This window comes from Devosia ginsengisoli, assembly GCF_007859655.1.
GTDB classification, from domain to species: domain Bacteria; phylum Pseudomonadota; class Alphaproteobacteria; order Rhizobiales; family Devosiaceae; genus Devosia; species Devosia ginsengisoli.
This window is the reverse complement of the sequence record NZ_CP042304.1, coordinates 4,248,720-4,275,047: the sequence shown is the minus strand read 5'-3', so window position 1 is coordinate 4,275,047 and position 26,328 is coordinate 4,248,720. Positions and strand designations below refer to the sequence as shown.

Below are 26,328 nucleotides of genomic sequence, written 5' to 3'. Positions count from 1 at the left end.
AAGGGTGAACGCCAGTTATGAGTGACGTGACAGCGAAACCCGCTGCGCCCCTGGATGAAGTCATGCTGGCGATGGACGTGGTCGACACGCTCCGTCACCGGCAGGATTTGGCCGTGCGCGAGCTCGGCACCGATGCCAAGGAAAAGCAGCTGATCGACAAGCTGCGCGACATCTACCACCAGCAGGGCATCGAAGTGCCCGACCACATCCTCAAGGAGGGTGTGGCGGCCTTGCAGGAAAGCCGCTTCGTCTACGATCCGCCCGCCCCGGGCTTCGGCACGAGCCTGGCGCGGCTCTATGTGAGCCGCAAGAAATGGGGCAAGCCTGTGGTCGCGGCACTGGCCGTGCTGCTGGTGCTGGGCGTGGGCTATTTCGGGGTGTGGCAGCCCTATCAGAACGGCGTGGCCGAGGCGGCGCGGATCGAACTGGCCGAGGGCATACCGACCCAACTGGACGGGCTCTACCAGACCATTTTCGAGGAAACCAAGGTGCAGCAGGCGGTGCTCGACGCGGAGGCCCTACGCACGCGCGGCAAGACCTATGCCGCCGAGGGCAATCGCGAAGCGGCCGAAGGGGCGCTGACCGACCTGACGGCTTTGCGTGACCAGTTGCGGCAGGACTATACGCTGCGCGTGGTCAATCGCTCCGGGGTGCAATCGGGCTTCTGGACCATCCCTGACGTCAATACCGACGCCACCAACTACTATATCGTGGTGGAGGCGCTGAACGAGGACGGCCAGGTGCAGAGCCTGCCCATTCTCAACGAGGAGAATGGGGAAACCGAAGTGGTGGACCTGTGGGGCCTGCGCGTGCCCGAGCGCGTCTATGAGGCGGTGGCCGCCGATAAGCAGGATGACGGGATCATCCAGCTCAACCAGGTCGGCCGCAAGAGCTTCGGCTTCCTGGATGTCGAATACAGCCTGCCGGTTCTCGGCGGCGCAGTGACACGGTGGTAGGGCAATGAGCATCCGTGGACCCGAAGCGCTGGCGAGCCTGGACGAGGCGATGCGCGATATCAGGCGCGAGGAAGAGGAAATCACCCGGCGGCTGGCACGTTCGGCCGAAAAGCTGGGCAAGATCCGCGAGAACGAGGCCGAATTGTTCCGCCAGCTGGCGCAATTGCGGCTCGATCCGGCCGTGCAGGGGGAACTCGACGGCACCATTTCTGCGGCCGAGAACAAGGCGCGCGATATGCTCAAGGCCCATGCCAAGGACCTGAGCAAGGCGGAAAAGGACGTTGCCGGGATCGATGCGGCGCTGGCCAGGCTGACCGCCGACCGGGCGGAGACGCTGAAGGCGTTCGAGGGGCACCAGGCCGAGCTGAAGGCGCTGGCAGCAAAGCTGGGCGACAGAATCGCCAAGGACCCCGAATTTGCCGCCAAGCGCAGCCGGGCGACCGAACTGGCCGATGTGGCGGCGCAATCGATGCGCAAGACCGAGCAGGCCGAGACCGACCGCGACGAGAAGGGCAAGCCTTATCGCGACGATCCGCTATTCATCTATCTGTGGGAAGCCGGCTATGGCACGGCCAGCTATCGCGCCAACAACCTCATCCGCTATTTCGACGGCCTGGTGGCCAATCTGGTCGGCTTCCAGAAGGCGCGGCCGAACTTTGCCATGCTGAACGAAATTCCGCTGCGGCTGCGCGAGCATGCCGAGCGACAGATCGAGAATGCCAAGGCGGCCGAAGCAGAGGTCGACACGCTGGAAATGGCGGCGATCGACACTGCCGGCGGCAAGCCGATCCGCCAGGCCATGGAGGCGAGCCAGAAGAAGATCGACGCGCTCGATGCCGAAATCGTCGCGGCGGAAGACCAGCGCGACGAAACCGCCAAGACGCTCGGCGTGCTGTCGCAGGGTGGCAATCCGGCCCTTGAAGGGGCGCTGAACGAGCTGGCGACGGCGCTGGGGCGGGAGGATATCCAGACGCTCCTGGCCGAGGCGCGCCGCACGCGCACCGGGCAGGACGACACGATCGTGGCCCAGATCGACGATGCCCGCGCCCGCGCCCGCGAGGAGCAAGGGGAAACCCGCGAGCAGAATGAGCGCCTCAAGACGCTGGCGGCGCGGCGGCGGGAGCTGGAAGACATCCAGTGGGAATTCAAGAAGCAGCGGTTCGACGATCCGCGCTCGACCTTCCGCGACGAGAAGCTGGTCGGGGATGTGCTCAACGACTTCCTGCGCGGCGGCATTTCGGCCGCCTCCTATTGGGACCAGTGGCGGCGCAGCCAGAACTGGAGCGCCGGCACGACCGACTGGGGCGGCGGCGTGGGCCTGCCCAATAATGGGCGGCAGCGCAGCAATTCACCCTGGCCCGAAGCCGGCGGCAACACGTTCAACTGGCCCGATTCCAGCTTTGGCGGCGGGGGCGGCAGCAGCAAATCCCGCAGCAAGAGCAAGGGCGGCTTCGGCGGTGGCTGGGGCGGCGGGTCGAGCGGGGGCGTATTTTCACGCCCGCGCACCGGCTCGGTGGGCACGCGCAAGCATTCAGGCTTCAAGACGGGTGGCGGGTTTTAGGCGGCGCGCCACGCCCTCGTGGTTCGAGGCTCGCGAAGAGCTCGCACCTCACCATGAGGGCTACTGGGAACTCGTTGTAGCAACAGTCCTCATGGTGAGGTGCGCTTCTTCAGCGCCTCGAACCACGAGGGCGTGGCACGATAGCTCAGCCTCAGTTCGCCGGCGGCTGGGCCATCAGTTCCCAGACATTGCCTTCGCTGTCTTCGAAATAGGCGGAATAGCCCCATTCGGACTGGGTAGCTTCGGTGACGATGGCGCCGCCGGCCACGAGGACCCTGCGCAGGATATCATCGACTTCGGCGGGGCTGGCGGCCTGGTGGCTGAGCACGAAGCCGGGCGTGCCTGATATTGCAACATCCTTGCCCGCCGTCTGGGCGATCTGCTCGCGCGGGAAGAGCACGAAGGAGAAGTCGTTGGGGAAGAAGAAGGCCACATGGTCCTCCCCTGCCCCGATCTGTTCGTCGGCAATGTCGAACAGGGCACGATAGAAGGCGAAGGCCCGCTCCAGGTCATCGACGCCGATGGTGATAATGGAAATCGACGGCTTCATGGGCGGCTCCTGGCAGGATGGGTATTTGAAGCAACCTAACCCATGGAGTCATTCCCGCGAAGGCGGGAATCCATTCTTGCTGAGCCATCCAAAGGGTGGATTCCCGCCCTCGCGGGAATGACACGATGGGTGAATGGCGGCGTCGCTATTCGTAATAGACCGAAATCCGCTGGCCGCCGATTTCGTGGACCTTGATCTCCATGTCATAGATTTCGGACAGCACGGCGGGGTTTATCATGTGCTCGGCCGGGCCTTGATTGACGACCTTGCCGTGTTTCATGGCCACGATGTAGTCGGAATACCATGAGGCGAAATTGATGTCGTGCAGGACCAGGACCACGGTCTTGCCCAACTCGTTGGCCGCCTTGCGCAGCAGCTTCATCATGCCCATGGCGTGCTTCATGTCGAGATTGTTGAGCGGCTCGTCGAGCAGCACGTAGTCGGTGTCCTGGCAGAGGACCATGGCGACGAAGGCGCGCTGGCGCTGGCCGCCTGACAGTTCGTCGAGGAAGCGGTCGGCCAGGTCGACCAGGTTGAGATAGGTGATGGCCTCGTCGATATGGCGCTTGTCGTCCAGGGTGAGGCGGCCCTTGGTATAGGGATAGCGTCCGAAGCTCACGAGGTCGCGCACGGTAAGGCGCGCGGTCATGTGGTTTTCCTGGCGCAGGATGGAGAGGCGCCGCGCCAGCACATCGCTGGGCGTGCTGGTGACGTCGAGCCCATCCACGGTGACACTGCCCTTGTCCATCGCCATGAGGCGGCTGACCATAGAGAGAAGCGTCGATTTGCCGGCGCCATTGGGGCCGATGATGGAGGTTATGCCGCCGGATGGCAGCGTGAGGCTGACGCCATCGACAACCGCGGTCGCGCCATAGGACTTGGTGACCTGTGATGTGACGATCATCGGGCAGCTCTCCGCAGGACGAGGGCGATGAAGACGATGCCGCCCAGAAATTCGATGATGATGGACAGGGCCGTGTCGAACTCGAAGACACGTTCGAGCAGGGTCTGCCCGCCCACGAGGCAGACCACGGCCAGCAGGACGGCGGCCGGCAGCACATAGTGATGGCGGCTATTGCCGATCAGGGAATGGGCGAGCGTCGCCACCAGGAGGCCGAAGAAGGTGATGGGGCCGACCAAGGCCGTGGAGACGGCGACGAGGATCGACACCAGGATCAGGATGATGACGACGGTGCGCCGATAGTCGACGCCCAGATTGATGGCATGGGCGCGGCCGAGCGAGAGCACATCGAAACTGTGCAGCATGCGCAGCGCCACTATTGTCACGAGGCCGACGATGATCGCTGAGATAGCCAACAGGGTGGGGTCGGTGGTGGCGAAGCTGGCGAAGAAGGTGTCCTGCAGCACGTTGAAGGCGCCGGGATCGAGCATGCGTTGCATGAACTGGCTGAGGCTGCGGAACAGGATGCCGAAGACGATGCCGACCAGCACCAGCAGGTGCAGGCTTCTTTCCTCGCCGAGGAACAGCCAGCGGAACAACAGGCCGGAAAAGGCCACCATGACCAGCACTTCGAGGCCGAACTGCATCTGGGAATCGATTGATGTCAGCGCGCCGACGCCGAGGAAGAAGACGACGCCGGTCTTGATCAGCACATAGAGGGCGTCGAAGCCCATGATGGAGGGCGTCAGAATGCGGTTATTGGTGACGGTCTGGAACAGGACGGTGGAGACAGCCACCGCATAGGCCACGAGCAGGAGCGAGGCGAGCTTCTTGCCGCGGAACGAGATCACGAAGCTCCAGTTGCCCTTGGCGCCGAGCGTCATGAAGCAGGCGATGGAGACCAAAGCCAGCAGGCTCAGGACGATGAGGACGAAAGCGGGGCGCGAGAGCCGCATGGCCCGGGCGCCACGACCGCGCGGTTCGACAAACTCGCGTGCCGGTTCATGCAGCATAACGGCGCGTCCGGAGCAGGAGAAACAGGAAGATCATGCTGCCGATCACACCGACCACGACGCTGATCGGGATTTCGTAGGGATAGCGCACGATGCGGCCGATGATGTCGCAGGCCAGCACGAAACCGGCGCCGCCCAGGGCGACCCAGGGCACGGTGCGCCGCATATTGTCACCGACCATCAGGCTGACCAGATTGGGCACGATGAGGCCGAGGAAGGGGATGGAGCCGACCGAGACCAGCACGACGGCGCTGACCAGCGAGACGATGATCAGCCCCAGCACCATGACGCGCTGGTAATTGAGGCCCAGATTGGTGGTGAAATCCTTGCCCATGCCGGCCACGGTGAAACGGTCGGCGGCGATATAGGCGAGGATGCAGCAGGCGAGGCCAATCCACAGCAGTTCGTAGCGGCCGCGGAGGATGCCGGAGAAGTCGCCCATGCTCCAGGCAAGGAGCGACGCCATGAGGCCGTAGCGATAGGCGATGAAGGCGGTGACGGCGCCGATAATGCCACCCAGCATGATGCCGACCAGCGGCACGAGCAGCACGTCGCGCAGGGGCACTGACCGCAGGATGCGCAGGAACAGGGCCGTGCCGGCCAGGGCGAACAGCGCTGAAACCAGCATCTTGCCCATGAGCGGCCAGCCGGGTGCCAGCAGGGTTATGACGAGAAAGCCGAGGCTGGCGGATTCGGTGGTGCCCGCGGTGGAAGGCTCGACGAAGCGATTGCGCACGACCATCTGCATCACCAGCCCGGCAATGGCCATGGAGGCGCCGGAGAGGATGATGGCGAGGGTGCGCGGGATGCGGCTGATCAGCAGCACCTGCATGGGGCGATCTTCGGGGCTGGAGGACAGCAGCGCGCCCAGCGACACGTCGCTGACGCCGACGAAGAGGCTGATGATGGCCAGAACGATGGTCACCACAATGGCAAGGCCGAGCCAGCGCATGCTTTTCCTTTGGATGCGGTGCGTGTGGCTCACCCCCACCCTTGATCCCTCCCCACAAGGGGGAGGGAGACGATGAACACCGGCATCGGAGCTGGCGCCTCCCTCCCCTTGATGGGGAGGGAATGAGGGTGGGGTGAGTCACATACGCAAGAGTCTGTGGCTTAGCCGTTGAGACCGGCGAGGACCTGGTCGAGCAGCAGCATCACGCCCTGGTAGCCATGCATGGTGATGTAGGCGGCCTGGGGGTCGAGATAGACGATGTGGCCTTGCTGAGCGGCGGTGGTTTGGTTGAACAGCTCGTTGTCGAGCAGGGCAGCAGCGGCGCCGGTGTTTTCGCCGGTACCGGCATCGCGGTCGACGACGAAGACCCAGTCGGGATTCACTTCGAGCAGGAATTCGAACGAGACGGCATCGCCGCCATGATCGCCGTCCTTCACATCGGCGAGGGCCGAGGCGATACCTACTTCGTTATAGACCCAGGAGACGCGTGAATCGGGGCCATAGACGCCCAGATTACCGGCATTGGTGACCAGGACCAGGGCATCGCCCTTGCCGGCGGCAGCGGCCTTGACTTCATCGACCTTGGCGTCGAGCGCGGCGTTGAGTTCGGCGGCCTTGTCCTGCAGGTCGAAGACTTCGCCGAGCTTGGTGATGTTGGCCTTGACGCCTTCGATGATGGCGCCGTTGTTGACGCTCAGATCGATGGTGGGGACCAGATCCTTGGAGGTCTCGTAGGCCGAGGCCGAGCGGGCGGCGACGAAATAGACATCGGCTTCGGCAGCGGCAATGCCTTCGAAGTCAGGCTCGAACAGCGAGCCGAGTGGGAGGGCGTCGGCCGGAACGGCGTCGGCGAGATAGCTCGGACCGTTGGAGGACGGGACACCGGCAACGGCCACGCCGAGAGCGTTGAGATTGTCGAAGGCGGCCCAATCCTGCACCAGCACCTTGGCGGGCACGCCCGAAATGGTGGTTTCGCCCTGCGGGTGGGTGATGACCTTGTCCTGCGCGACGGCGGTCATGGCCGTGAGTGACAGAGCGCCGGCAACGAAAGCGGCGAGAATGGCGGGAGAGCGGTTGAGCATCTGATTCTTCCAATCGGGTGCAGTGAACGGGGCGCGCGAACAAACATGATCGCGTCTGTCCGGTTTCGTAGCCACAGCGATTGGCGGAGTCAAAAGATAATATGACGCAGCCTGTCATCTTTAAATTGCCCGACCCGAACTTAATCGGATCGGGCACGCGTATCAGGACTTGGCGAGCAGGTTGCGCAGCTTGCCCAAAGCCGTCGCCATATCCTCGCGGTAGGCGATGGTGCCCTGGAACTGGCCGTTGGCATCGAGCAGGAAGACCGAGGCAGTGTGGTCCATGGTGTAGTCGCCGCCTTCCAGCGGCACCTTTTCGTGGAACACACCCCAGGCATCGGCCAGAACATCGATCTGATCGGGCGCACCGGTAATGCCGGTGATGCGGTCGCTGACCCAGCTCACATAATCGCCCAGCACTTCGGGCGTATCGCGTTCGGGGTCGATGCTGACGAACCAGGCGCGGAGGTCGGCGCCGTCATCGCCCAGGGCGTCGAACCAGGCGCTCATTTCGGCCAGGGTGGTGGGGCAGACTTCGGGGCAATGGGTGAAGCCGAAGAACAAAGCCGAGGGGTGGCCGACAAAGACGGTCTCATCGACCGGCTTGCCATTCTGGTCGACCAGGTCGAACTGGGCGACGCCGAAGCCGCTGGCGGGCGGCGACTGGCGCAGCAGGAAGGCAGCCGTGCCTCCCGTCAGCGCCAGCGCGATGACCGCCACCCAGAGCCAGGTACGGATGGTGCGGAGAGCCATCAGTGTGCATGCTCCATGGCCGTCGGCGCATCGGCCGCGGCGGCTTCGACCGGCAGCAGGATTTCGACCGAGCCGGCCTTTTCGAAGGTCAGGGTGACGGCGACGGTTTCGCCTTCGACCAGGGTCTGCTTGAGGCCCATGAACATGATGTGGAAGCCGCCGGGGGCGAGAACGACGGTTTCGCCGGCCGGGATTTCGAGCCCATCGGCGAGGGGGCGCATCTTCATGACGTCGCCCTGCATGGCCATTTCATGGATCTGGGTTTCGCCAGCAATGTCTGACGTGACCGAGACCAGGCGGTCCGGCTCGGTGCCGATATTCTCGATGGTGAGGAAGCCGCCGGCCACCGGCGCGTTGGGCAGGGTGGCGCGGGTGAAGGGCAGCGAGATGTTGATGTCGCCGAGATGGGTGACGCCATTATGGGCGAAAGCGGGCGTGGCGACGAGGATGGCGGCCGCAAGGGCAGCGCGAAGCAGTTTGATCATGATGATGTTCCGGTGATTTTGAGTGATCTGGACGGCCGCAAGGCGGGTGGGTCAGACCGAAACCGGAGGGGCGCGCGGGCCGGATGGCGGCGCGATGGTGCGCGGCAGGAAAGCCGGGAACGTCGTGGCGATCGAGGCGGCCAGTGCGATTTGGTGGCTGACCGGCACGGCGTCGAGCGTGGGCAGGACCAGGTCGGTCTTGCCGACACCGGTCGCCGGGCATTTGGCGACGAGAACGTCATTGTCCTGGCCGTCGATGCCTGATGGCGTACAGAGCACCCAGCTGGCTTCGATCGTGGCATAGCCCAGCTCTTCGAAGGCGAGCTGGCTGGCGCGGGCATGGTGCATCGGCGCCAGCACCGTCAGCAGATAGATAGCCAGCACGGCGAAAGCCGTCCCGATCTCCCTGCCGATGCTGCGAGTCTGGTGCATGTGGCTACTCATAGGACGGCGGGGCGGAAGGCGAAAGGGATCAAGTGTCGCAAGCAAGAATACACCCGGTTCCGAGACCGGGGATATCTCGACGCAACCACCTAGACGCTTGGCACATAGGTTTCGCTGCACAGGGCGATGAAACTCTTCATGGCGGCTGAGAGGGGCGAGGTCTTGCGACGGGCGACGAGCAGTTGGCGCAGGGCCCAAGGCTCGGCCAGGGGCGCGCAGACGAGGTCGGTGCCGGCCAGCAGGTGGAGGCTGGTGGAGCGCAGGAAGCCGATGCCGAAACCGGCTTCGACCATGCGGACCAAAGCGGGGAAGCTCTCGACGCGAACGCTTTCGGCTAGCGGCTTGCCGGCCTTGCGGGCCGCTTCGGCCACCAGCCGATCGAGCGAGCCGGCCTGATGGATGCCGACGATCGGGTAATCGATCACAGTGCCGAAGCCGATATCCTTGCGCGGCTCGATCTGGCCGGCGAGCGGGTGATCGGGCGGGGCCAGGACCCAGACGCGATCATCCTCGAAGGCTTTGATCTCGAAGCGGGTGAAATCGTAATTGTCCGAGACAATGGCGATATCCGCCCTGCCCTCGTCCAGCGCCAGCAGCGCCTTGGCGGCGCCCATTTCCTGGATGTCGAGGACGATGCCGTCATGCTTGGCGGCGTAGCGCGCCAAGAGTTCCGGCAGGCGGCCGGTGAGGGCCGAACTGGTGCAGGCCAGGCGCAGGCTGCCGCGCAGGCCGGCGCCGAAATCGGCCATGACGGCATCGAGATCGGCAATGGCGCGGAGCACGGTGCGGCAGCCTTCGGCATAGGATTCGCCTGCGCTGGTGAGCCTGACGCCGTGGGCCGAGCGATCGAACAGCACGACGCCGAGCCGGCTTTCGAGATCGGATACGCGGCGGCTCACCGCCGAAGAGGCAATGCCCTCGCGCTCGGCAGCGCGGCCGATCGAGCCGGTTTCGGCCAGCAAAAGGATGAGGCGCGCCGTGACGCTGTCGAATGGTGCCATGTCGTCTCCCTGATTTGGCACCATACTCATCGGCGTCAGATCAGCAAGAAGATGCCGCGGATCAGGTAGTAAATACCGATGGCCGTGACCAGCAGGCGCGTCCAGGATTTGAAATTGGCATCGGTGAGGCGCTGCAGCACCCAATAGCCGGCGCTGGTGCCTGCTATAGCGAAGGGGGCGGCCAGCGCGACGGCGCCCCATTCCCAGCCGGTCAGCACCATGGTCGCACTCCAGTAGAAGGCGATCTTGCCGGCGTGGTTGACCACCTGGGCCGCCGCCTTGGTGGCGATAATTGTGCGCCGATCCATGGGCGTGCGGATGAAGAACATGTCGATGGTGGGGCCGGCCACGCCCACCGCCAGATTGATGCCGCCGCCCATGAAACCGCAGATGAAGGCGTGATGCGGCTTGCTGGCATCGAGCGACAGCCAGGATTGGGGAATCCAGAGGAGAATCGGCAGCAGGCCGATGACGATGCAGACGGTTGCGAGGTCCGGCACATAGCGCAGGATGAAGAGCAGGATGCCGGCGGTGACGAGGCCCGCGGTCATGATGGCGAGCACGCGCCAATCGATGAAGGCGCGGGAGAACCAGGCGCGCGAGCCATTGGCGACGAGCTGGATGGCGCCTTGCACGGCAATGGCGGTGCCAACAGGCAGCATGAAGAGCAGGATGCCCAGCAGGACGAGACCGCCCGCCATGCCGAAAATCCCCGACAGCATGGAGGTCAAGAACACCACCAGCAGGAGGGCGGCGGCAATCAGAAGACTCATGTGACTTTCCCCAACATGGCGGTGTCATGCGCCTATCGGCGGGGCTGCGCCATGACGGATGCGGCAAGAGGGGGTGCCCATGCGCAAGCGCCGCCTGCAATGCGGTTGTCGGATGCGGACCGCAAGTGCGGCCGCGGACGTGCGGATCCCGAGACGGCTTTCGCCTCTGGTAAATTAAAAATGAGACGGAAGCCGCCTCGGGATGCCGGGACTTGCTCGGACGGCGCGATCGCAGACCCTAGCGGTTAGCCGTAGCACCCCGCCCAAACGCCTCGTCCGCTCGACCCGGAGCGGAGCGCGACCTCCACTCCCCCGGCTGGCCTCCGGACGCCCGTCGCTGCAGCGCCGCCCGTATCCCGGAAGATGGGGAGGATGATACGCGCGGTTTTGGCGAGGGGGATAAGATGGATAAGTGGGCACCACGCTTTCCTCATGCGCGGTGTCATCCCGGCCTTGAGCCGGGATCCACCCTGAGGTGGTGGGCTCGTACGTGAGTCGGACGACGCACCTTGCGGCTGTGGTGTGATCTCGGGATGGATCCCGGCTCAAGGCCGGGATGACATCGGGGGTGTGGGAAGACAAATCACGTATTCGCGGCCTTGGCGTTCACCTGCGCCACCAGTTCGTCGGGGATGTCGTCGAAGCTGGCGTAGTTCATGTTGTAGAGCTTGGCGTAGAGGCCGCCTTTTTCCATGAGCTGGTCGTGGTTGCCGGTTTCGATCAGTTCGCCATTCTGCAGCACGATGATGCGGTCGGCGCCGCGGATCGTGGCGAGGCGGTGGGCGATGACCATGCCGGTGCGGCCTTCGAGCAGCGTCAGCAAGGCCTTCTGGATCTGGCGTTCGGTGTAGCTGTCGATATTGGCGGTGGCCTCGTCAAGCACGAGGATATTGGCATCGGCGACCAGGGCGCGGGCGAAGCTCAGCAATTGGCGCTGGCCGAGGGAGAGGTTGGAGCCGCGTTGTTCCAGCATGCCGTCATAGCCGCCGGGGAGGCGGGTGATGAAATCATGCGCGCCGACGGCCTTGGCCGCTGCGATGACGTCTTCTCTTGTGGCCGAGGCTTTGTTGTAGCGAATGTTGTCGAAGACCGTGCCGGTGAAGAGGAACGGTTCCTGCAGCACCATGGCGACCTGTTCGCCCAGGCTTTCCTGGGTGACGTCGCGCACGTCGTGGCCGCCGACCAGGACCGCGCCGGACTGGACTTCGTAGAAGCGGTGGACCAGCGACATGGCCGAGGTCTTGCCCGAGCCGGTGGGCCCGACCAGGGCGACGGTTTCGCCGGGATTGACCTTGAAGCTGACGTTGCGCAGCACGGGGCGATCGGCGGCATAGCCGAAGACCACATCCTTGAACTCGACCGAACCGTCCATATCGCGGGTCAGCTTGACGGCATCGGGCTTGTCGGTGATCGAGGCCGGGATATCGAGCACTTCGGTGATGCGGCGGCCCGAGGTCATGGCACGCTGCATGATGGAATATTGCATGGTCAGCGAGCGGATCGGGTCGAAGAAGCGCTGGATGTAGAAGATGAACGTCACGATGACGCCGATCTCGAGGCCGCCATTGAGCACCAGCGAGCCACCCACGACCACCACAATGGCCATGGCGATGCCGGTGAGGGTGTCGACGATCGGCACCATGACCTGGGCATAGCGCGAGCCGGTGAGCTGGGTCTGCAGGTTGTTGTAGGCCTTGTCGTCATAGAGGTCGAAATTGACCTTCTGGCGATCGAGGTTCTGCACGGTGCGCACGCCATTGATGCCTTCGGCCATGGCGCCGGCGGTGATCGAATTGGTCTCATGCGCCGCCCAGAAGGCGCGCTTGGCCGGGGGCAGCCAGAAGATGCGCACGATGAACAGCACCGGCATGGTGGAAAGGGTCAGCAGGCCGAGGCGGAAATCGAGCGAGAGCAGCACGAAGACGATGCCGGCCAGCAGCACCATGTCGCCGACCGAAATCACCGAGGTTTCGAGGAATTCCTGCATGGAATTGACGTCGCCCTGCAGGCGGCTCATCAGCCGGCCGACCTCGGTCTTGTCCATGAAGCTGAGCGAGACGCGCTGGAGCTGGGCGAACATGGCGCGGCGCATGTCGAACAGCACATTCTCGGCCACCTGCCCCACCTGGCTTTCCCTGAATCCAGGAGGCGGCATAGTTGACGAGGACCGCGACGGCGAAAGCGGCGACGGCCCAGGCCAGGTTGGTCGAATTGCCACCCTCGGTCATGCCGCTATCGATGGCGCGGCCGATGATCAGCGGAATGGCGAGCTGGCTGGCGGTGAAGACCAGAACGGCAGCGACCGACAGGTAGATGCTTTTGCGATAGGGGCGCACGAAGGCCCAGATGCGGCGCACCGTATGGGGGTCATAGGCCTTGCCGAAGATTTCCTCTTCGATGCGGTGGCTGCCGACGCTGGCGCGCGGCGGACGCTGGCCCGGAAAGGCGGCGACTTCGCGGTCGTCTTCTCCTACGGCGCTCATTGGGCGGCGCTCCCGATCTCGATATCTTCAGTGGGGCGGGTCTGCAGGTCGTAGAGCGCGCGGTAGCGCCCGCCCTGGGCCAGCAATTCATCGTGGCTGCCCTGCTCGACGATCCGGCCATCTTCGAGGAAGAGGATGGTATCGGCGTGGAGGAGCGAGCTGAGACGGTGGCTGATGACCAGGGTCACCCGGTCCTTGGCGTAGCGGCGGATGGCGCTGCGAATGCGGTGCTCGGTGCCCGCATCGATGGCGGCGGTGGAATCGTCGAACACCATGACGGCGGGCTTGAGCACCAGGGTCCGCGCGATGGAGAGGCGCTGGCGCTGGCCGCCGGACAGCGACACGCCGCGCTCGCCGACCACGGTATCGTAGCCTGCGGGCAGGCCCATGATGTAGCTGTGCAATTGCGCGCTTTCGGCGGCCTTTTCGATCTTGGTTTCCTTGGACCAGGGATCGCCATAGGCGATGTTGTTTTCGATGGTGGTGGTGAAGAGGAAGCTGTCCTGCTGCACCACGGCAACGGCACGGCGGAGCGATTGCAGAGAGACCTCGCTCACATCCTGCCCGTCGATGGTGATGCGGCCGCCCGACACGTCGTAGAAGCGGGGAATGAGGTGGGCGAGGGTGGACTTGCCGCTGCCGGGGGCGCCGACAATGCCGATGGTCTGGCCGGCGCGGGCCGTAAAGCTCACGCCATTGAGCGTGGGATGGGTGGCGCCCTCATAGGTGAAGTGGACATCTTCGAAGCGCAAAGTGCCTTCGGTGACCTTGAGATCGGGCACGCCCGGCGCATCCTCGATGGCCAGGGGCGCGTCGAGGAAGGCGTAGAAGCGCTCGCCGCAGGTGGAGGCGCGGGCGAAGGAATTGACCATGAGGCCGAGCTGGCGCACCGGCATCTGCAGAATGGTCATGAAGGTGAGGAAGCTGGCGAGCGTGCCGACGCTCATTTCGCCCGCAATGACCTTGTTGCCACCGAACCAGAGCACCAGGCCCATGGCGGCGAAGAAGGAGAAGGTCATGGCGCTGGTATTGCGCACGCGCACATGGACGCGCTGATGCGACAGTTCCAGCGCTTCCTTGCTGGCCACATCGAACTTGGCAAGCTCGAATTCCTGCCCGGCAAAGGCGCGCACCACGCGGATGCCGCCCAGATTTTCCTCCATGACGCGGCTCAGGGCGGAGAGCTTTTTCTGCAGCACCAGCCAGGTGGCGCGCAGGGTCAGTTGCGCCACCGAGGAGCGCCAGGCGACGAAAGGCACGAAGCTCAGTGCCAGCAGGCCCAGCAGGACATCGGTGGTCAGCAGCATATAGGCGCCGACCCCGATCAGCACGGCCAGCAGGACCGTGCGGACCAGGCCGGTGGAGAAGAACATGCGCACGCCATCGAGATCGAGCAGACCCAGGGTGATCAGGTCGCCGCTATGGACCTTGTCATGGTAGGAATAGGAGAGGCGCTGCACCTTGTCGTAGAAGGCCAGCCGCAGCTCGTAGCCGACATGGTGGCCCACCGATTCCGAATAATAGTTCTGCACCAGGGTGAAGAAGCCGCGCGCCACCGAGACGCCGAGCAGGGTCATGGCGCTCCAGAACAGAGCCTGTTCGGCGCCTTCCATGCCACTGCCGAGAATGTCCTGGGCCTGATCGACCGCGTGGCCCAAAAGCCGCGGGATCAGCAATTGCAGCACCGAGGCGATGATCGTGGCGCCGATCGCAGCGGTCGCCTGCCAGGGGTGGCGGAGGGAATAGAGGGCAATCCGCGTCAGCGGCCCACGCCCCTTGCCGGCGTGAGCGGCGGCCACGTGAGCCCGAGCATCGCCGCGTGAATGGACGCGGCCAGCCTTGTCGGTGGTCAAGGAAGTATCCAGACTTCAATATGTGTGGGGTCCGAACGGCGGGAGCCAACCTTAGCCGAAGCTCGGACAAATCAACTCGCAGTGATCAATGAACGCTCATTCGCGCTGCCATTCAAGATCGATTTTGCGCAAAAGGACGCAAATATTAACGTTCCAATGCGTCCGAGGGCCTTATTGCGCCGAATTGAGCTCCGGATAGATCACCGCGGAGCATTGCCGGTTCTGCGCATCGAGCAATTCCTGTTCGGCCGCTGTGACCATGCCGGTCTCGATGGCATTCCACAAATCGTTGGCCTCGACCTGTTCGAGCCCGCATTGGCAATAGGTGACGCACATGGCCGCCGAGGTGCCGCCCGCCTCGCAGGTGCTCTGGCAGGAGCGCAGGAAATCGGTGTCGCGCATGGCGACCTGGGGCTGCAGGATTGAAGCGGCGGGATAGACAAGGCCGAGCAGGATGGGCTGGTGGATGAGGTAGATCAGCAGGCTCCAGCGGCCGAGAAAGGCCAACAGACGCGGCAGGCGGCCCGATGGCGCAATGGCGGCGAGGCGGGCGGAGAGGTTCGAAGCCAGGACGAGGCGGGTGGCGATGATGCCCAGCAGTACCGCGCCGAACCAGGGGAAGACCGGCACGAGATCATTGGTCGGCGGCGGCACCTGCCAGAAGCCGAGCCAGGACCAGGCTTTCTGGTTGAACAGCGGATCGGAATGGAAGAATGGCAGGGCGATGACTGTCGCGGCGACCACGATGGGCAGCCAGAGTGGGGCCAGCACGAAGGCAAGGCCCATGAGGCTGAACAGCGCGATGGCATGCAGCACGCCGAAATAGACGAAGCTCTGCGGGAAGACGAAATATGTGGCAACGGTGATGATCAGCGCGCCGGCGACCACGAAGAGCCAGCGCCGCCAGAAGCTGCGCCAGCGGATACCGTTGCCATGGCCGAGCACCAGGCCGACGCCGACAAGGAACAGGAAAACCGCGAGAATGGAGCGGGCGATGAACACCCATTGCGGGTCATAGCCGACATCCGCTGCGATGAAGCGGAAATAGCTCAGGTCCCAGCAGAAGTGGTAGGCGACCATGGCGATGATGGCCACACCGCGGGCGATGTCTACGATGGCGAAGCGGGGGGATTTGACTGCTGCTGTCAAAGAAAGACCCCCTCATCCGCCCTTCGGGCACCTTCTCCCACGAGGGGAGAAGGGGATTGAGCCGAGAGTTCGCAGTCAGCACCCTTCTCCCCTCGTGGGAGAAGGTGGCTCGGCGCAGCCGAGACGGATGAGGGGGGCTTCTTCACGAGACCATCCGTTTCACCACGGCCAAGAAGTCCTCGCCATATCTGTCGAGCTTGGCCTGGCCGACACCGGGCAGGTTGAGCATGTCGTGGGGGTGCACCGGGCGTGCCAGGGCCATGGCGCGCAAGGTGGTGTCGTGGAAGATGACATAGGGCGGCACACCCTGAGCCTTGGCGATGCGGGTGCGTTCTTCGCGCAGGGCTTCGAACAGCGGCAGAGCATGCTCGGGCACGGTGGCGGCGCGGGCCAGTTGGCGCCGGACCTCGACCGATTTCTTGGGCCGGTCCTTGCGCAGGGTAACCGTGCGCTCGTGCTTGAAGACGGCATGCGCGCCTTCGCTCAGCGTCAATGCGCCGTGATTGGCGTGATCGACCACGATCAGGCCCATGGCGGTGAGCTGGCGGATGACCGACTGCCAGACCTTGGGATCGAGATCGGCGCCCTGCCCGAACACTTTCTGGTGCTGGTGGCCGAAGCGGGTGACCTTTTCGGTTTCCTTGCCCATCAGCACGTCGATGACATGGGCGGCGCCGAAGCGCATGCCGGTGCGATAGATCGCGGCCAAAGCCTTGATGGCGGCTTCGGTGCCGTCCCAGGTTTCGACCGGGGAGCGACAGGTGTCGCAATTGCCGCAATTGCCTTCATGGGCTTCGCCGAAATGACCGAGAATGGCCTTGCGGCGGCATTCGGCGGTTTCGCAGACGCCGAGCAGGGCATTGAGTTTGCCGTGTTCGAGGCGCTTGACCTCGTCGGGGGCATTGCCCTCGTCGATCATGCGGCGGCGCTGCACCACATCGGCCATGCCATAGCTCATCCAGGCGTCGGCGGGCTGGCCATCGCGGCCGGCGCGACCGGTTTCCTGATAATAGGCCTCGATGGAGGCCGGCAGGTCCATATGGGCGACATAGCGCACATCGGGCTTGTCGATGCCCATGCCGAAGGCCACCGTGGCGACCATGCAGATGTTCTCCTCCTTGAGGAAAGTATCCTGATTGGCGCTGCGGCGCTCTGCAGACAGGCCGGCATGATAGGGCAAAGCGGGAATGCCCTTGCCGGACAGCCAGTCGGCCGTGTCCTCGACCTTGGCGCGGGAGAGGCAATAGACGATGCCCGAGCTGCCCTTGTGGGCGGCAAGGAAGGCCAGCAACTGGTCGCGGGCCTTGTCGCGCTCGACGATGGAATAGGAAATGTTGGGGCGGTCGAAACTTGTGGTGAAGACCTGCGCCTGTTCGAGGCCGAGCCGCTCGATAATATCTTCGCGCGTGGTCGGGTCGGCCGTGGCGGTCAGCGCGACGCGCGGCACGCCGGGGAAGAGCTCGACCAGATGGATCAGCTCGCGATATTCGGGGCGGAAATCGTGGCCCCACTGGCTCACGCAATGCGCCTCGTCGATGGCGAAAAGCGCGATATCGATGCCCGAGAGCATATTGGCGAAGCCGGGCGTCGCCACCCGTTCGGGCGCGACATAGAGCAGGTCGAGCTGGCCATTGCGCAGCTTGCGGCGGACATCCGCCGATTCTTCCGAAGAGAGCGAGGAATTGAGCGCCGCAGCGGCAACGCCGGCCTGCTTCAGCGCTTCGACCTGGTCGCGCATCAGCGCGATGAGCGGGGAAATGACAATGCCCACGCCCGGCCGGCAGATGGCGGGGATCTGATAGCACATCGACTTGCCTGACCCGGTGGGGAACAGCACGACGGCGTCGCCACCACCCACCACATGATCGACCACATCATGCTGCTGGCCGCGGAAGCTCTTGTGCCCGAACACGTCGCGCAACACGGCAAGAGGGTCGCGCGGGATTGCCCGCGGCCCCGCCCCGAACAGATCCATGCTCGATTCAACAGTGCTCACCCCGCCCTTGGATCACAGGGGCGGGGTGAGCCGCAAGGCGGCAGAAATCACGAGCCAGCGCTATCCACCGGCGATCTCGCCGCCCGGTGCTCAGTGATGCGCGTGGTGCTCGGCATTGCGCTTGCGGGTGGCGGCGGCCTTCTTGGCTGAGGCGGAGCGTTCGGCGGCGGAGCGGCTGGCAGATGCCTCGCCGCCTTTCCTGCCACCCTTGTGCGCGGCGGGATTGCCGGTTTCCTTGCCGCGGCCGGAACCGGATTTGTTGCCGCCGCCATCGTCCTTGTTGACGGTGGCCCAGGCGCGGCGTTCGGCTTCGTCGTGGGATATGCCACGGTCTTCGTAGCCTTGCTCGATATGCTCGGCCTTGCGCTTCTGCTTGTCGGTATAGGCGGATTTGTCACCCTGGGGCATGGCCATCTCCTTTGAATGCGGACGAGGCCGGCGCGGGTGGGACAAGGGCTCGGCTGCCATTTCGTTGGCCGGACCGGGAAACCGGAAAAACCGGTCCGTTCCCTATACCACCATGTCCGGTTGACGCGGGCCGGCCTCTTCATGGGCCAATCCCTTGGGGCGGGGTTTGGTTCCTTCACGTTGGGCGGCCGAACGGCGAGATGGCTGCTATTTCAGCGGCTTGCTGAGGAACGGGGAGCCGCGGCGGACAAAGCGCCAGGGGGTTTCGACGCCCTTGGTGATGCCGATGCGCGGGCCGGTGGCGATGTCGTGGCTGACATCGGCGGGCAACAGGTTGAAGGGGGCGGCATCGAGCGGCAGGGCATTGTGGGCGATGGTGATGCCCAAAGCCTGGCAGAGCTTGCCCGGGCCGGAGCAGAGCTGGCGGTCGGCAAGGCCACCGCGACGCTCCTGCATCTGGAACAGGCCATGCTGGGGTTCGAGCGCGCGGATCAGCACGGCGCTGCCCGGCTGGCAGACGAAGTTGAGGCACCAATGGATGCCGTAGATCTTGTAGACATAGGCATGGCCCGGCGGGCCGAACATGGCGGCGTTGCGCGGGGTTGGGCCATTGAAGCTGTGCGAGGCCGGGTCGGACTGGTCGTAGGCTTCCACCTCGACCAGGGGGCCGCCAACGCCATCGACCAAGAGGGTTGTGCCGATGAGGTCGCGGGCGACTTCGGTGGCGGGGCGGGCGAAGAAGGTGGGTGGGATCATGAGTCGGACATCTACCACGCCACGCCCTCGTGGTTCGAGGGTCGCTACGCTCCCGCCTCACCATGAGGGCTACTGGAACACCGCACCAAGAGTAGCCCTCATGGTGAGGTGCGAGCTCTTCGCGAGCCTCGAACCACGAGGGCGTGGCACTACCTCAAATATGATGGCACCGCACCATATGGGCCGGCCCAACCGGCGTGGGGGTTGGCATGGTTTCCTTGCAGATGGCGGTGACGCGGGGGCAGCGGGAGACGAAGGGGCAGCCTTTGCTTTGTGCCGTCCAGAGGGGGATATCCACCGCGCGGCGGGTGCGAGTGGGCGATATCTTGCGGGCGGGATTGGGTACGGCTTCGATCAGCAGCTGCGTATAGGGGTGCTGGGGGCGTTCGGTGATTTCTTCGCTCGGGCCCTGCTCCACCAGATGGCCGGCATAGAGCACGGCGGTGTCTTCGGCGAAATAGCGGGCGGTGGCGATGTCGTGGGTGATGTAGAGGGCGGCGAGCTGGCGCTGCACCTTCATGTCTTCGAGCAGGTTGAGAATGCCCAGGCGCACCGAAACGTCGAGCATGGAGGTGGGCTCGTCGGCCAGCAGCACGACGGGTTGCACAGACAGAGCCCGGGCGATGGCGACTCGCTGGCGCTGGCCGCCGGAGAGTTCGTGCGGGCGGCGCTTGAGATAGTCGGCGGCGGGGCGCAGGCCGACGCGATCGAGCAGAGCCAGCATTTCCTGCTGCACGGCTTTTCCTGACAGGTCGGGGCGATGAAGGCGCAGCGGGCGCTCGAGGTGGTAGCCGATGGACTGAGTGGGGTTGAGCGAACCGAACGGGTCCTGGAACACCATCTGCACGTCGGCGCGATATTGCGCCAGCCGCTTGCCGGTGAATTTGGTGACGTCCTCGCCTTCGAAAGTGATGGTGCCGCGGGTGGGCTGGTAGACGCGGGCCAGCATGCGGGCGCAGGTGGATTTGCCGGAACCCGATTCCCCCACCAAGGCCAAAGCGCGGCCGCTGACCAGCTTGAGCGACACGCCGGACAGCGCGCGCAATACTGTCTGGTTGAAGAAGGTGCCACCGAGGACGAAGTCCTTGTCGACGCTGTCCATCTCGACGACGGTGCGGCCGGTAATGACGGTGGCGCCAGTGCGTTCTAGTTCAGCAAGTGACATGCCGCCTCGCTTTCATGCTCGGGGTAGAAGCGCAGTTCGGGGGCGGTCTGGGAACAGAGCGCCATGGCGTGGGGGCAGCGGGGCGAGAAGCGGCAGCCTTGCGGCAGAGCCCGCAAATCGGGCGGTGAGCCGGCAATGCCTTCGAGCCGCTGGCGCGGGCCTGATAGCGGCGGGAAGCTGCTGCCGAGGGCGCGGGTATAGGGGTGTTGCGGGTTGGTGAGGATGGAACTTGCGGGCGCCACTTCTACCAGTTCGCCGGAATACATAACGCCGATGCGGTCGCAGAATTCGATCATCAGGCCCAGGTCGTGGGTGATGAACAGGACGGAGAAGCCGAGGCGGGATTTGAGTTCAACGATCTGCTCGATGATGTCTCGCTGCACCACGACGTCGAGCGCGGTGGTCGGCTCATCCATGATGATGAGGCGCGGATTGAGCGCCAGGGCGATGGCGATGCAGATGCGCTGGCGCATGCCGCCGGAGAATTGATGCGGGAAATCATCGAGCCGCTGGGGCGGGATGCCGACCAGCTCGAACATTTCGACGGCCCGGGCGCGGGCGCCCTTTTCGCCCAGTTCGGGATTGTGGGTTTCGATGACGTCCATGATCTGCTCGGAAACCGGGATCACCGGATTGAGCGCATTCATGGCGGACTGGAAAACGAAGCTGACCTCGCGCCAGCGGTAGGCCTTGAGGCGGGCCTTTTCGAAGCTCAGGACTTCCTCGCCCTGGAAGCGGACCGAACCACCCGAGACCAGGCCCGGCAGGCGGGTCAGCCGGGCCAGGGCGAAGGCGACGGTGGATTTGCCGCAGCCGCTTTCCCCGGCCAGGCCGAAGGCTTCGCCCTCGCGGATGTCGAAGTCGATGCCGTTGACGGCGCGGGCGATGGAGGTATCGCCGACATAATCCACCGTGAGGTTGCGGACTTCGAGCAGGACGCGGTCAGAAGACATCGGCGCTCCTCCCGCGGCGGCTGAGGAAGCGCCTTATCCTGCCGATCTTGCGGCTGGCCTTGAGCTGGGGATTGGTGATTTCGTCCACCGCGAAATTGATCAGCACCAAAGCCGCGCCGGTCAGCATGATGGCGATGCAGGGTGGCCAGATTTCCCACCAGGCGCCGCTTTGCAGAGCCAGGTTTTTCTGGCCCCAATAGAGCATGGTGCCCCAGGTGACGGCGTTGGGATCGCCCAGGCCGATGAATTCGAGCGCCGCTTCGGCCAGGATGGCGGCAATAGTGCCCAGCACCAGGCCGCCCATGACGAAGCTGAGCATATTGGGGAAAATCTCGATGAGGATGATGCGCCACTTCTTTTCGCCCATCAGCTCGGCGGAGAGCACGAATTCGCGGGCGCGGAGGGCGAGCGTCTGCGTGCGGATGGTGCGGGCGGCCCAGCCCCAGCCCGTCAGCGCGAGGACAAGGCCGATGACCATGGGGCCGGCGGTTTCGACCATTGTCGCGATGACAATGATGAGTGGCAGGCCGGGCAGGACCAGAACCACATTGACGAAGAAGGTGATGATGTCGTCGGTGCGGCCGCCGAAATAGCCGGCGGAAATGCCCAGAGCCAGGCCGATCATGGCGGCGGCGAGGCCGGCGCCCATGCCGACGGCCAGGCTGACACGGCCGCCATAAACGAGCTGGGTGAAGACATCCTTGCCCATGCGGGTGGTGCCCAGGACATGCTCATAGCCGGGCTGGACATGGGGTTTGCCGGCGCGGCGATTGGGATCGTAGCTGGTCAGCAGCGGGGCGAACAGGGCCGTGAGGATCAGCGCCAGCAGGATGATGACGCCGACCATGCCCTTGCCATTGGTGACGAAGGCGGCAAGGCCGGACGGCAGGCGGCTGGTCCAGCCGGGGCGCGACTTGAGGCCGAGTTCGGCCATCAGTTCGGCCTGGCTGGGCGGGTGGAAGCCGTAGGCGGCGCTTTCGGCGCGCAGGGGTTGCGACAAAGCCGGCGTTTGGGTGAGTTCACTCATCTGTCGGACCTCTCTCAGGTTCGCAGGCGTGGATCGAGGATGACATTGGCGATGTCGGACAAGAGGTTCGCGACCAGCACCGAGGCGGTGAGCAGGAGCAGTTGTCCCTGAATGAAGGAGTAATCGCGGGAGCCGATGGCGGTGAAGGTGAACTTGCCCAGGCCCGGATAGTTGAACACCTGCTCGGTCACCAGCGCACCGCCGAGCAGGAAGCCGATGGAGAGGGCCAAGGCGGTGATCTGCGGCAGGATGGCGTTGCGCGCCACATAGCGGTAGCGCACGCGGCGGTCGGAGAGCCCCTTGGCCTTGGCGAGGATGACGAAATCCTCATTGAGCAGGTTGATCATCACATTGCGCATGCCCAGGTGCCAGCCGCCGAAGCTGACCAGGAAGATGGAGAGGACCGGCAATGTGGCGTGGTAGAGCACGTTGCCGATGAATTCGAAGGACAAAGCCGGCGAGATGGATGTGCTATGCGCCCGGCCCAGCGGGAACCACTGCAATTGCAGGGAGAAGGCATAGAAGAGCAGCAGGGCCACGATGGCCGGGGTGAAGGCGTTCAGCATCACGTTGATGGGCGTGAAGAAACTGTCGAAGAATCCGCCGCGATGCCAGGCGGCGTGAATGCCCATGAAGCTGCCGATGACGAAGGCAAAGAAGATGGCGAGGCCGACCAGGACCAGCGTCCAGGTGGCGCCATAAAAGAGCAGCGAGGCGGTGGGCTCGGGGAACTGCACCGTGGAGATGCCGAAATCGAGCCGCATGATGGACCCGAAATAGGTGAGATATTGCTCCCACAGGGAGCCGGTGAGGCCATAGGACTTGCGGATGGCCTCGACCTGGGACTCGTTGAGGCGGCCCTGGAAGGAAGCGATGATGCGCGCCGACGGATCACCGGGCATCAGCCGCGGGATGAAGAAATTGAAGGTGACCGCCAGGAAGAAGGCGCCGATGTAAAAGGCCAGACGGCGGAGCAGGAATATCATCTGGTCTCCTTTCCTTGGGCAGTATTTCTCAGTCGACACCCTCCTCCTCGCGGGGAGGGATCAAGGGGGTGTTTGGCCCGGATATCGGGGCCAACCGCCACCCCTCCCAACCTCCCCCATCGAGGGGGAGGTGCCGTCCGGTGGACGTGGCGAGAATGAGCCACAATCCAGAGAAGAAATAACCGGCGGGCCCAGAGTGGCAGGGTCCGCCGGTTGTCGCGGGGAGGTTACTCGATGGGCTGCAGCGAGAGAGCGTGCAGCACGCGTTCGCGGGTGCCATCATGCACCTGCGGGCGGTAGCGCGGATCGTCCTTGGTTACCCAGCCGGTGAAGCGACGGGTGGAATATTCGTACCAGATCGGGTTGGCGAAGAGCGAGATGACCGGCACATTCTCGGCCACGAGCTTGTGCACCTTGCCCATATCGGCGAGCTGCGCATCGCGATCCGACGTGCTCTTGAAGGCGGTCAGCGCGTCTTCGATTTCTGGGATCTGCATCTGGTGCATGGCCTGGAAGTCGATCTGGCCGGGCACCATCTGGCGCGGATTGAACATGGGCTGATACTGGCTGAACGGGGTCGCCCCGCCATTGGTCCACATGACGTAGACGTCGAAATTGCCCTGCGGCACGGCATCGAACCAGGCGCCCTCGTCCATGGTCTTGAGGCTGGCATTGATGCCGACATCCTGCAGGTTCTCGGCCACGGTCTGGCCGGTATTGACCCAGTCGGTCCAGCCCGACGGCATGGCGATGCCGAACTGGATCGGCGTGCCGTCGAGATTGTCGCGCCAGCCGTCGCCATCGGCATCGACAAAGCCGGCGGCATCGAGGATTTCGATGGCCTTTTCCGGGGTGTACTGCATCAGCCACTCATATGGCTCGAGCGCGGCTTCGTCGTACCAGGTGTTGAACATTTCACCGGTGCCGATGGGGAAGCGGGTATGCGTGGTGAGGCCGAAGGTGGAGATATCGACCAGGGTATCGCGATCGATGGCGACCGACATGGCCTTGCGGAATTCGAGATTGTCGAAGGGCGCTTTGGTGGTGTTGAGCTGCAGGTTCACGTCGGAGCCGGCAGGCAGCCAGTAATTGTTGAATTCGGACTGCGGCAGGAAGGTGATGTCCGGGTCGGTGAGGCCATCGCCGAGCCAGTCGAGATCGCCGGCCGAGAGGGCCGCGACGGTCTGCTCGTTGCCGTTCATCTGCGGGAAGCTCAGGCAATCGATCTTGTTGTCGGCATTGTAGTGGCTGAGCTCATTGCGGCAGATTTCGTAGCCGCTGCGCGAGAAATTGCGCACTTCGGTCCAGGGGCCGGTGGCGACCGGGGTGGTATTGGCGAAGTTCTTGGGATCGTCCACCGTGCTCCAGATATGCTCGGGCAGCGGGTAGATCTGGCCCAAGCCGTAGCGGGCCAGGGAATCGGGTTCATGCAGGTTGAAGCGAACGGTCAGGTCGTCGATCTTTTCGGCGCTTTCGACATTACCCGTGCCGGCTTCGGCGCTGTAGACGTCGATGCCCATCGGGTAATCGGGGTGGGCCTTGGCGTATTCGAAGGTGAACACCACGTCATCGGCGGTGAAGGCTTCGCCATCGCTCCATTTGGTGTCGGGGCGCAGATGCCAGGTGACACTCTTGAGGTCCTCGGCAATGTCGTAGGACATGGCCAGACCGGGCACGTCGGCATCGGGGTTCCAGACATTCTCGATCCAGAGCGGCTCATAGGTGAAGTCGCGGGTGCGCTGCTGCGGGCCGGTGGGATTGTTGGGGTTGAAATTCTCCACCATGGCATCGGTGTGATAGGGCAGAAGGCGCAAAATCACCTCTTCCTGCCCGACGGCCGGCACGATGGCGCTGGTGGTCAGCAAGACGCCGGCCAGCACGGTCAATAGTCCGATCTTATGCAAGGTCTTTCCTCCTGTTGGCGGGCCGTTTCACATTTTCCTGTGAGATCGATCCCATAGTTTCCCTGTTGCGGCCGCGGCAGCGCCGGTGGCCAAGCTGTTCGTCCCTACCGCTGGTGCTCCTTCACCGGCGCGAGACTGCCGTCCCTCCTCCCTCGCCTCCCTTTGCTAAAGCCTGGCGGGACCGACGCTGTCGCGCACGACGAGCGAGGTCCCGATAATGTTCTGCAGCGCCACCGAACCCGGCTCGCCCAGCAATTGCAGCAGCAGGGAAGCGGCGGTTTCCCCGATCTCGTCGACCGGCTGCCTGATGGTGGTGAGCGGCGGCCAGAGATGGCGCGCGTGAAACGTATCGTCGAAGCCGATGACCGAGACATCCGATGGCACCGACTTGCCGGCGTGGCGCAAGGCCAGCAAGACACCGGCGGCCATGTCGTCGTCGCCGGCGAAGATGGCGGTGAAATCGTGTTGTTCGTCGAGCAGGGCCATGGTGGCGGAATAGCCGAATTCCTGGCTGAACTCGCCGTTGACGACGCGGATATCGGCCATGGACATGCCGTGGGTGGCCAGTGCGGCGGCGATGCCTTCGAGGCGAGCGACGGTATCGCCGAAATCGGGCTGGCCGGAGAGGTGGACAATTCTGCGGTGGCCCTGTTCGAGCAGGAAATTGACGGCGTCGCGGGCCCCGCCGAAATTGTCGAGCTGCACCGAGCCGCGGGCGACCTCGCTGCCCATACGGCCGATCATGACGACCGGAATATGGGCGGCGCGGATGATCTCGACCACGTCGGGGCGCAGGGGGCGTTCGAGATAGAGCAGGATGCCGTCGCAGGAGCGATCGACCAGCTCGATAATGGCGCGGGCCTCCTCGTCCTGATCGGCGTAGCCGGAGGAGACCATGAGCGCCTTGCCGGCCTTGCGGGTGGCGCGCTGCAGGCCATAGACCATGTTGGCGAAATAGGGCGTGCCCACATCAACCACCACGGCGCCGATCATGTTGGAGCGGTTGGAGCGTAGCGCCTGGGCCAGGGTGTTCGGGCGATAGCCGAGTTCGGCAATGGCCTTCTGGATGGCGCGACGTTTTTCCTCCGAGACATAGCCGTTATCGGCCACGACCCGGGACACGGTGGAGCGGGATACACCCGCCCGTTTCGACACATCATCGATGGTCGCCATGCCG

At 64.2% G+C, this 26,328-nt stretch carries 22 protein-coding genes and 2 pseudogenes; 2 read left to right on the top strand and 22 right to left on the bottom strand.

Annotation, left to right across the window (positions count from 1 at the left end):
* The first annotated feature begins 62 nt into the window (after window positions 1-62).
* Entirely contained in the window at window positions 63-956 is an 894-nt protein-coding gene (locus FPZ08_RS20815) for a DUF6384 family protein (protein ID WP_146292499.1), read from the top strand.
* Window positions 957-960: 4 nt separating this feature from the next.
* Window positions 961-2,517 (top strand): coiled-coil domain-containing protein, encoded by a 1,557-nt coding sequence (locus FPZ08_RS20810; protein WP_146292497.1) that lies wholly within the window; start codon window positions 961-963, stop codon window positions 2,515-2,517.
* A gap of 151 nt (window positions 2,518-2,668) precedes the next feature.
* Here the strand turns inward: FPZ08_RS20810 and FPZ08_RS20805 are convergent, their stop codons facing one another.
* The 22 genes and pseudogenes from FPZ08_RS20805 to FPZ08_RS20700 form a co-directional block, all read right to left on the bottom strand.
* Window positions 2,669-3,067 (bottom strand): VOC family protein, encoded by a 399-nt coding sequence (locus FPZ08_RS20805; protein ID WP_146292495.1) that lies wholly within the window; start codon window positions 3,065-3,067, stop codon window positions 2,669-2,671.
* A gap of 145 nt (window positions 3,068-3,212) precedes the next feature.
* On the bottom strand, window positions 3,213-3,971 hold the full coding sequence (locus tag FPZ08_RS20800; protein WP_146292493.1) for an iron ABC transporter ATP-binding protein: 759 nt from the start codon (window positions 3,969-3,971) through the stop codon (window positions 3,213-3,215).
* Entirely contained in the window at window positions 3,968-4,924 is a 957-nt protein-coding gene (locus FPZ08_RS20795; RefSeq protein ID WP_146293379.1) for an iron chelate uptake ABC transporter family permease subunit, read from the bottom strand. Before FPZ08_RS20795 ends, FPZ08_RS20800 begins: the two co-directional genes overlap by 4 nt.
* Window positions 4,925-4,970: 46 nt before the next feature.
* Window positions 4,971-5,933, bottom strand: a complete 963-nt coding sequence (locus tag FPZ08_RS20790; RefSeq protein WP_146292490.1) for an ABC transporter permease — start codon at window positions 5,931-5,933, stop codon at window positions 4,971-4,973.
* A 161-nt stretch (window positions 5,934-6,094) separates the two neighbouring features.
* The gene (locus FPZ08_RS20785; protein ID WP_146292488.1) at window positions 6,095-7,015 is read right to left on the bottom strand and encodes a siderophore ABC transporter substrate-binding protein; all 921 of its coding nucleotides are present in this window, start codon (window positions 7,013-7,015) and stop codon (window positions 6,095-6,097) included.
* Window positions 7,016-7,177: 162 nt separating this feature from the next.
* Entirely contained in the window at window positions 7,178-7,768 is a 591-nt protein-coding gene (locus FPZ08_RS20780; RefSeq protein WP_146292486.1) for an SCO family protein, read from the bottom strand.
* Entirely contained in the window at window positions 7,768-8,253 is a 486-nt protein-coding gene (locus FPZ08_RS20775) for a copper chaperone PCu(A)C (protein ID WP_146292485.1), read from the bottom strand. The genes FPZ08_RS20780 and FPZ08_RS20775 overlap by 1 nt, the downstream gene beginning before the upstream one ends.
* Before the next feature lie 51 nt (window positions 8,254-8,304).
* On the bottom strand, window positions 8,305-8,685 hold the full coding sequence (locus tag FPZ08_RS20770) for a hypothetical protein (protein WP_146292483.1): 381 nt from the start codon (window positions 8,683-8,685) through the stop codon (window positions 8,305-8,307).
* 101 nt (window positions 8,686-8,786) lie between these two features.
* Complete coding sequence (locus FPZ08_RS20765; protein WP_186767113.1) at window positions 8,787-9,698, bottom strand: LysR family transcriptional regulator; 912 nt, start codon at window positions 9,696-9,698, stop codon at window positions 8,787-8,789.
* A gap of 35 nt (window positions 9,699-9,733) precedes the next feature.
* Entirely contained in the window at window positions 9,734-10,471 is a 738-nt protein-coding gene (locus FPZ08_RS20760) for a sulfite exporter TauE/SafE family protein (RefSeq protein WP_146292479.1), read from the bottom strand.
* A gap of 583 nt (window positions 10,472-11,054) precedes the next feature.
* Window positions 11,055-12,954: pseudogene (locus FPZ08_RS20755) on the bottom strand (ABC transporter ATP-binding protein).
* Entirely contained in the window at window positions 12,951-14,807 is a 1,857-nt protein-coding gene (locus FPZ08_RS20750) for an ABC transporter ATP-binding protein (protein ID WP_146292477.1), read from the bottom strand. The pseudogene FPZ08_RS20755 and the gene FPZ08_RS20750 overlap by 4 nt, the downstream one beginning before the upstream one ends.
* Before the next feature lie 468 nt (window positions 14,808-15,275).
* Window positions 15,276-15,956 (bottom strand): annotated as a pseudogene (locus FPZ08_RS20745) (heparan-alpha-glucosaminide N-acetyltransferase); the annotation flags it as partial.
* Window positions 15,957-16,098: 142 nt separating this feature from the next.
* Window positions 16,099-17,931 carry a DNA helicase RecQ gene (gene recQ / locus FPZ08_RS20740; protein ID WP_146293377.1) on the bottom strand — a complete coding sequence of 611 codons (1,833 nt, stop codon included), beginning with the start codon at window positions 17,929-17,931 and terminating at the stop codon, window positions 16,099-16,101.
* 111 nt (window positions 17,932-18,042) lie between these two features.
* Window positions 18,043-18,360 carry a plasmid stabilization protein gene (locus FPZ08_RS20735; RefSeq protein WP_146292473.1) on the bottom strand — a complete coding sequence of 106 codons (318 nt, stop codon included), beginning with the start codon at window positions 18,358-18,360 and terminating at the stop codon, window positions 18,043-18,045.
* Window positions 18,361-18,567: 207 nt separating this feature from the next.
* On the bottom strand, window positions 18,568-19,116 hold the full coding sequence (locus FPZ08_RS20730) for a DNA-3-methyladenine glycosylase (protein WP_146292471.1): 549 nt from the start codon (window positions 19,114-19,116) through the stop codon (window positions 18,568-18,570).
* A gap of 154 nt (window positions 19,117-19,270) precedes the next feature.
* Entirely contained in the window at window positions 19,271-20,281 is a 1,011-nt protein-coding gene (locus tag FPZ08_RS20725) for an ABC transporter ATP-binding protein (protein ID WP_146292469.1), read from the bottom strand.
* Complete coding sequence (locus tag FPZ08_RS20720) at window positions 20,263-21,234, bottom strand: ABC transporter ATP-binding protein (protein ID WP_146292467.1); 972 nt, start codon at window positions 21,232-21,234, stop codon at window positions 20,263-20,265. The genes FPZ08_RS20725 and FPZ08_RS20720 overlap by 19 nt, the downstream gene beginning before the upstream one ends.
* Window positions 21,224-22,081 carry an ABC transporter permease gene (locus FPZ08_RS20715; RefSeq protein ID WP_246132941.1) on the bottom strand — a complete coding sequence of 286 codons (858 nt, stop codon included), beginning with the start codon at window positions 22,079-22,081 and terminating at the stop codon, window positions 21,224-21,226. Before FPZ08_RS20715 ends, FPZ08_RS20720 begins: the two co-directional genes overlap by 11 nt.
* 194 nt (window positions 22,082-22,275) lie before the next feature.
* Complete coding sequence (locus FPZ08_RS20710) at window positions 22,276-23,247, bottom strand: ABC transporter permease (protein ID WP_146292465.1); 972 nt, start codon at window positions 23,245-23,247, stop codon at window positions 22,276-22,278.
* Between the two features lie 227 nt (window positions 23,248-23,474).
* Window positions 23,475-25,151: an ABC transporter substrate-binding protein gene (locus tag FPZ08_RS20705; RefSeq protein WP_146292463.1), complete on the bottom strand. Its 1,677-nt coding sequence runs from the start codon at window positions 25,149-25,151 to the stop codon at window positions 23,475-23,477.
* A 165-nt stretch (window positions 25,152-25,316) separates the two neighbouring features.
* Window positions 25,317-26,324: a LacI family DNA-binding transcriptional regulator gene (locus tag FPZ08_RS20700; RefSeq protein WP_186767112.1), complete on the bottom strand. Its 1,008-nt coding sequence runs from the start codon at window positions 26,322-26,324 to the stop codon at window positions 25,317-25,319.
* Between the last annotated feature and the right edge of the window lie 4 nt (window positions 26,325-26,328).

What these genes read in the sequence shown, in the direction of transcription:
- FPZ08_RS20815 (WP_146292499.1), top strand. Translation starts at nt 63, where the DNA reads ATGCTGGCGATGGACGTGGTCGACACGCTCCGTCACCGGCAGGATTTG.
- FPZ08_RS20810 (WP_146292497.1), top strand. Translation starts at nt 961, where the DNA reads ATGAGCATCCGTGGACCCGAAGCGCTGGCGAGCCTGGACGAGGCGATG.
- FPZ08_RS20805 (WP_146292495.1), bottom strand. Translation starts at nt 3,067, where the DNA reads ATGAAGCCGTCGATTTCCATTATCACCATCGGCGTCGATGACCTGGAG.
- FPZ08_RS20800 (WP_146292493.1), bottom strand. Translation starts at nt 3,971, where the DNA reads ATGATCGTCACATCACAGGTCACCAAGTCCTATGGCGCGACCGCGGTT.
- FPZ08_RS20795 (WP_146293379.1), bottom strand. Translation starts at nt 4,924, where the DNA reads ATGCGGCTCTCGCGCCCCGCTTTCGTCCTCATCGTCCTGAGCCTGCTG.
- FPZ08_RS20790 (WP_146292490.1), bottom strand. Translation starts at nt 5,933, where the DNA reads ATGCGCTGGCTCGGCCTTGCCATTGTGGTGACCATCGTTCTGGCCATC.
- FPZ08_RS20785 (WP_146292488.1), bottom strand. Translation starts at nt 7,015, where the DNA reads ATGCTCAACCGCTCTCCCGCCATTCTCGCCGCTTTCGTTGCCGGCGCT.
- FPZ08_RS20780 (WP_146292486.1), bottom strand. Translation starts at nt 7,768, where the DNA reads ATGGCTCTCCGCACCATCCGTACCTGGCTCTGGGTGGCGGTCATCGCG.
- FPZ08_RS20775 (WP_146292485.1), bottom strand. Translation starts at nt 8,253, where the DNA reads ATGATCAAACTGCTTCGCGCTGCCCTTGCGGCCGCCATCCTCGTCGCC.
- FPZ08_RS20770 (WP_146292483.1), bottom strand. Translation starts at nt 8,685, where the DNA reads ATGCACCAGACTCGCAGCATCGGCAGGGAGATCGGGACGGCTTTCGCC.
- FPZ08_RS20765 (WP_186767113.1), bottom strand. Translation starts at nt 9,698, where the DNA reads ATGGCACCATTCGACAGCGTCACGGCGCGCCTCATCCTTTTGCTGGCC.
- FPZ08_RS20760 (WP_146292479.1), bottom strand. Translation starts at nt 10,471, where the DNA reads ATGAGTCTTCTGATTGCCGCCGCCCTCCTGCTGGTGGTGTTCTTGACC.
- recQ (WP_146293377.1), bottom strand. Translation starts at nt 17,931, where the DNA reads ATGGATCTGTTCGGGGCGGGGCCGCGGGCAATCCCGCGCGACCCTCTT.
- FPZ08_RS20735 (WP_146292473.1), bottom strand. Translation starts at nt 18,360, where the DNA reads ATGCCCCAGGGTGACAAATCCGCCTATACCGACAAGCAGAAGCGCAAG.
- FPZ08_RS20730 (WP_146292471.1), bottom strand. Translation starts at nt 19,116, where the DNA reads ATGATCCCACCCACCTTCTTCGCCCGCCCCGCCACCGAAGTCGCCCGC.
- FPZ08_RS20725 (WP_146292469.1), bottom strand. Translation starts at nt 20,281, where the DNA reads ATGTCACTTGCTGAACTAGAACGCACTGGCGCCACCGTCATTACCGGC.
- FPZ08_RS20720 (WP_146292467.1), bottom strand. Translation starts at nt 21,234, where the DNA reads ATGTCTTCTGACCGCGTCCTGCTCGAAGTCCGCAACCTCACGGTGGAT.
- FPZ08_RS20715 (WP_246132941.1), bottom strand. Translation starts at nt 22,081, where the DNA reads ATGGTCGGCGTCATCATCCTGCTGGCGCTGATCCTCACGGCCCTGTTC.
- FPZ08_RS20710 (WP_146292465.1), bottom strand. Translation starts at nt 23,247, where the DNA reads ATGATATTCCTGCTCCGCCGTCTGGCCTTTTACATCGGCGCCTTCTTC.
- FPZ08_RS20700 (WP_186767112.1), bottom strand. Translation starts at nt 26,324, where the DNA reads ATGGCGACCATCGATGATGTGTCGAAACGGGCGGGTGTATCCCGCTCC.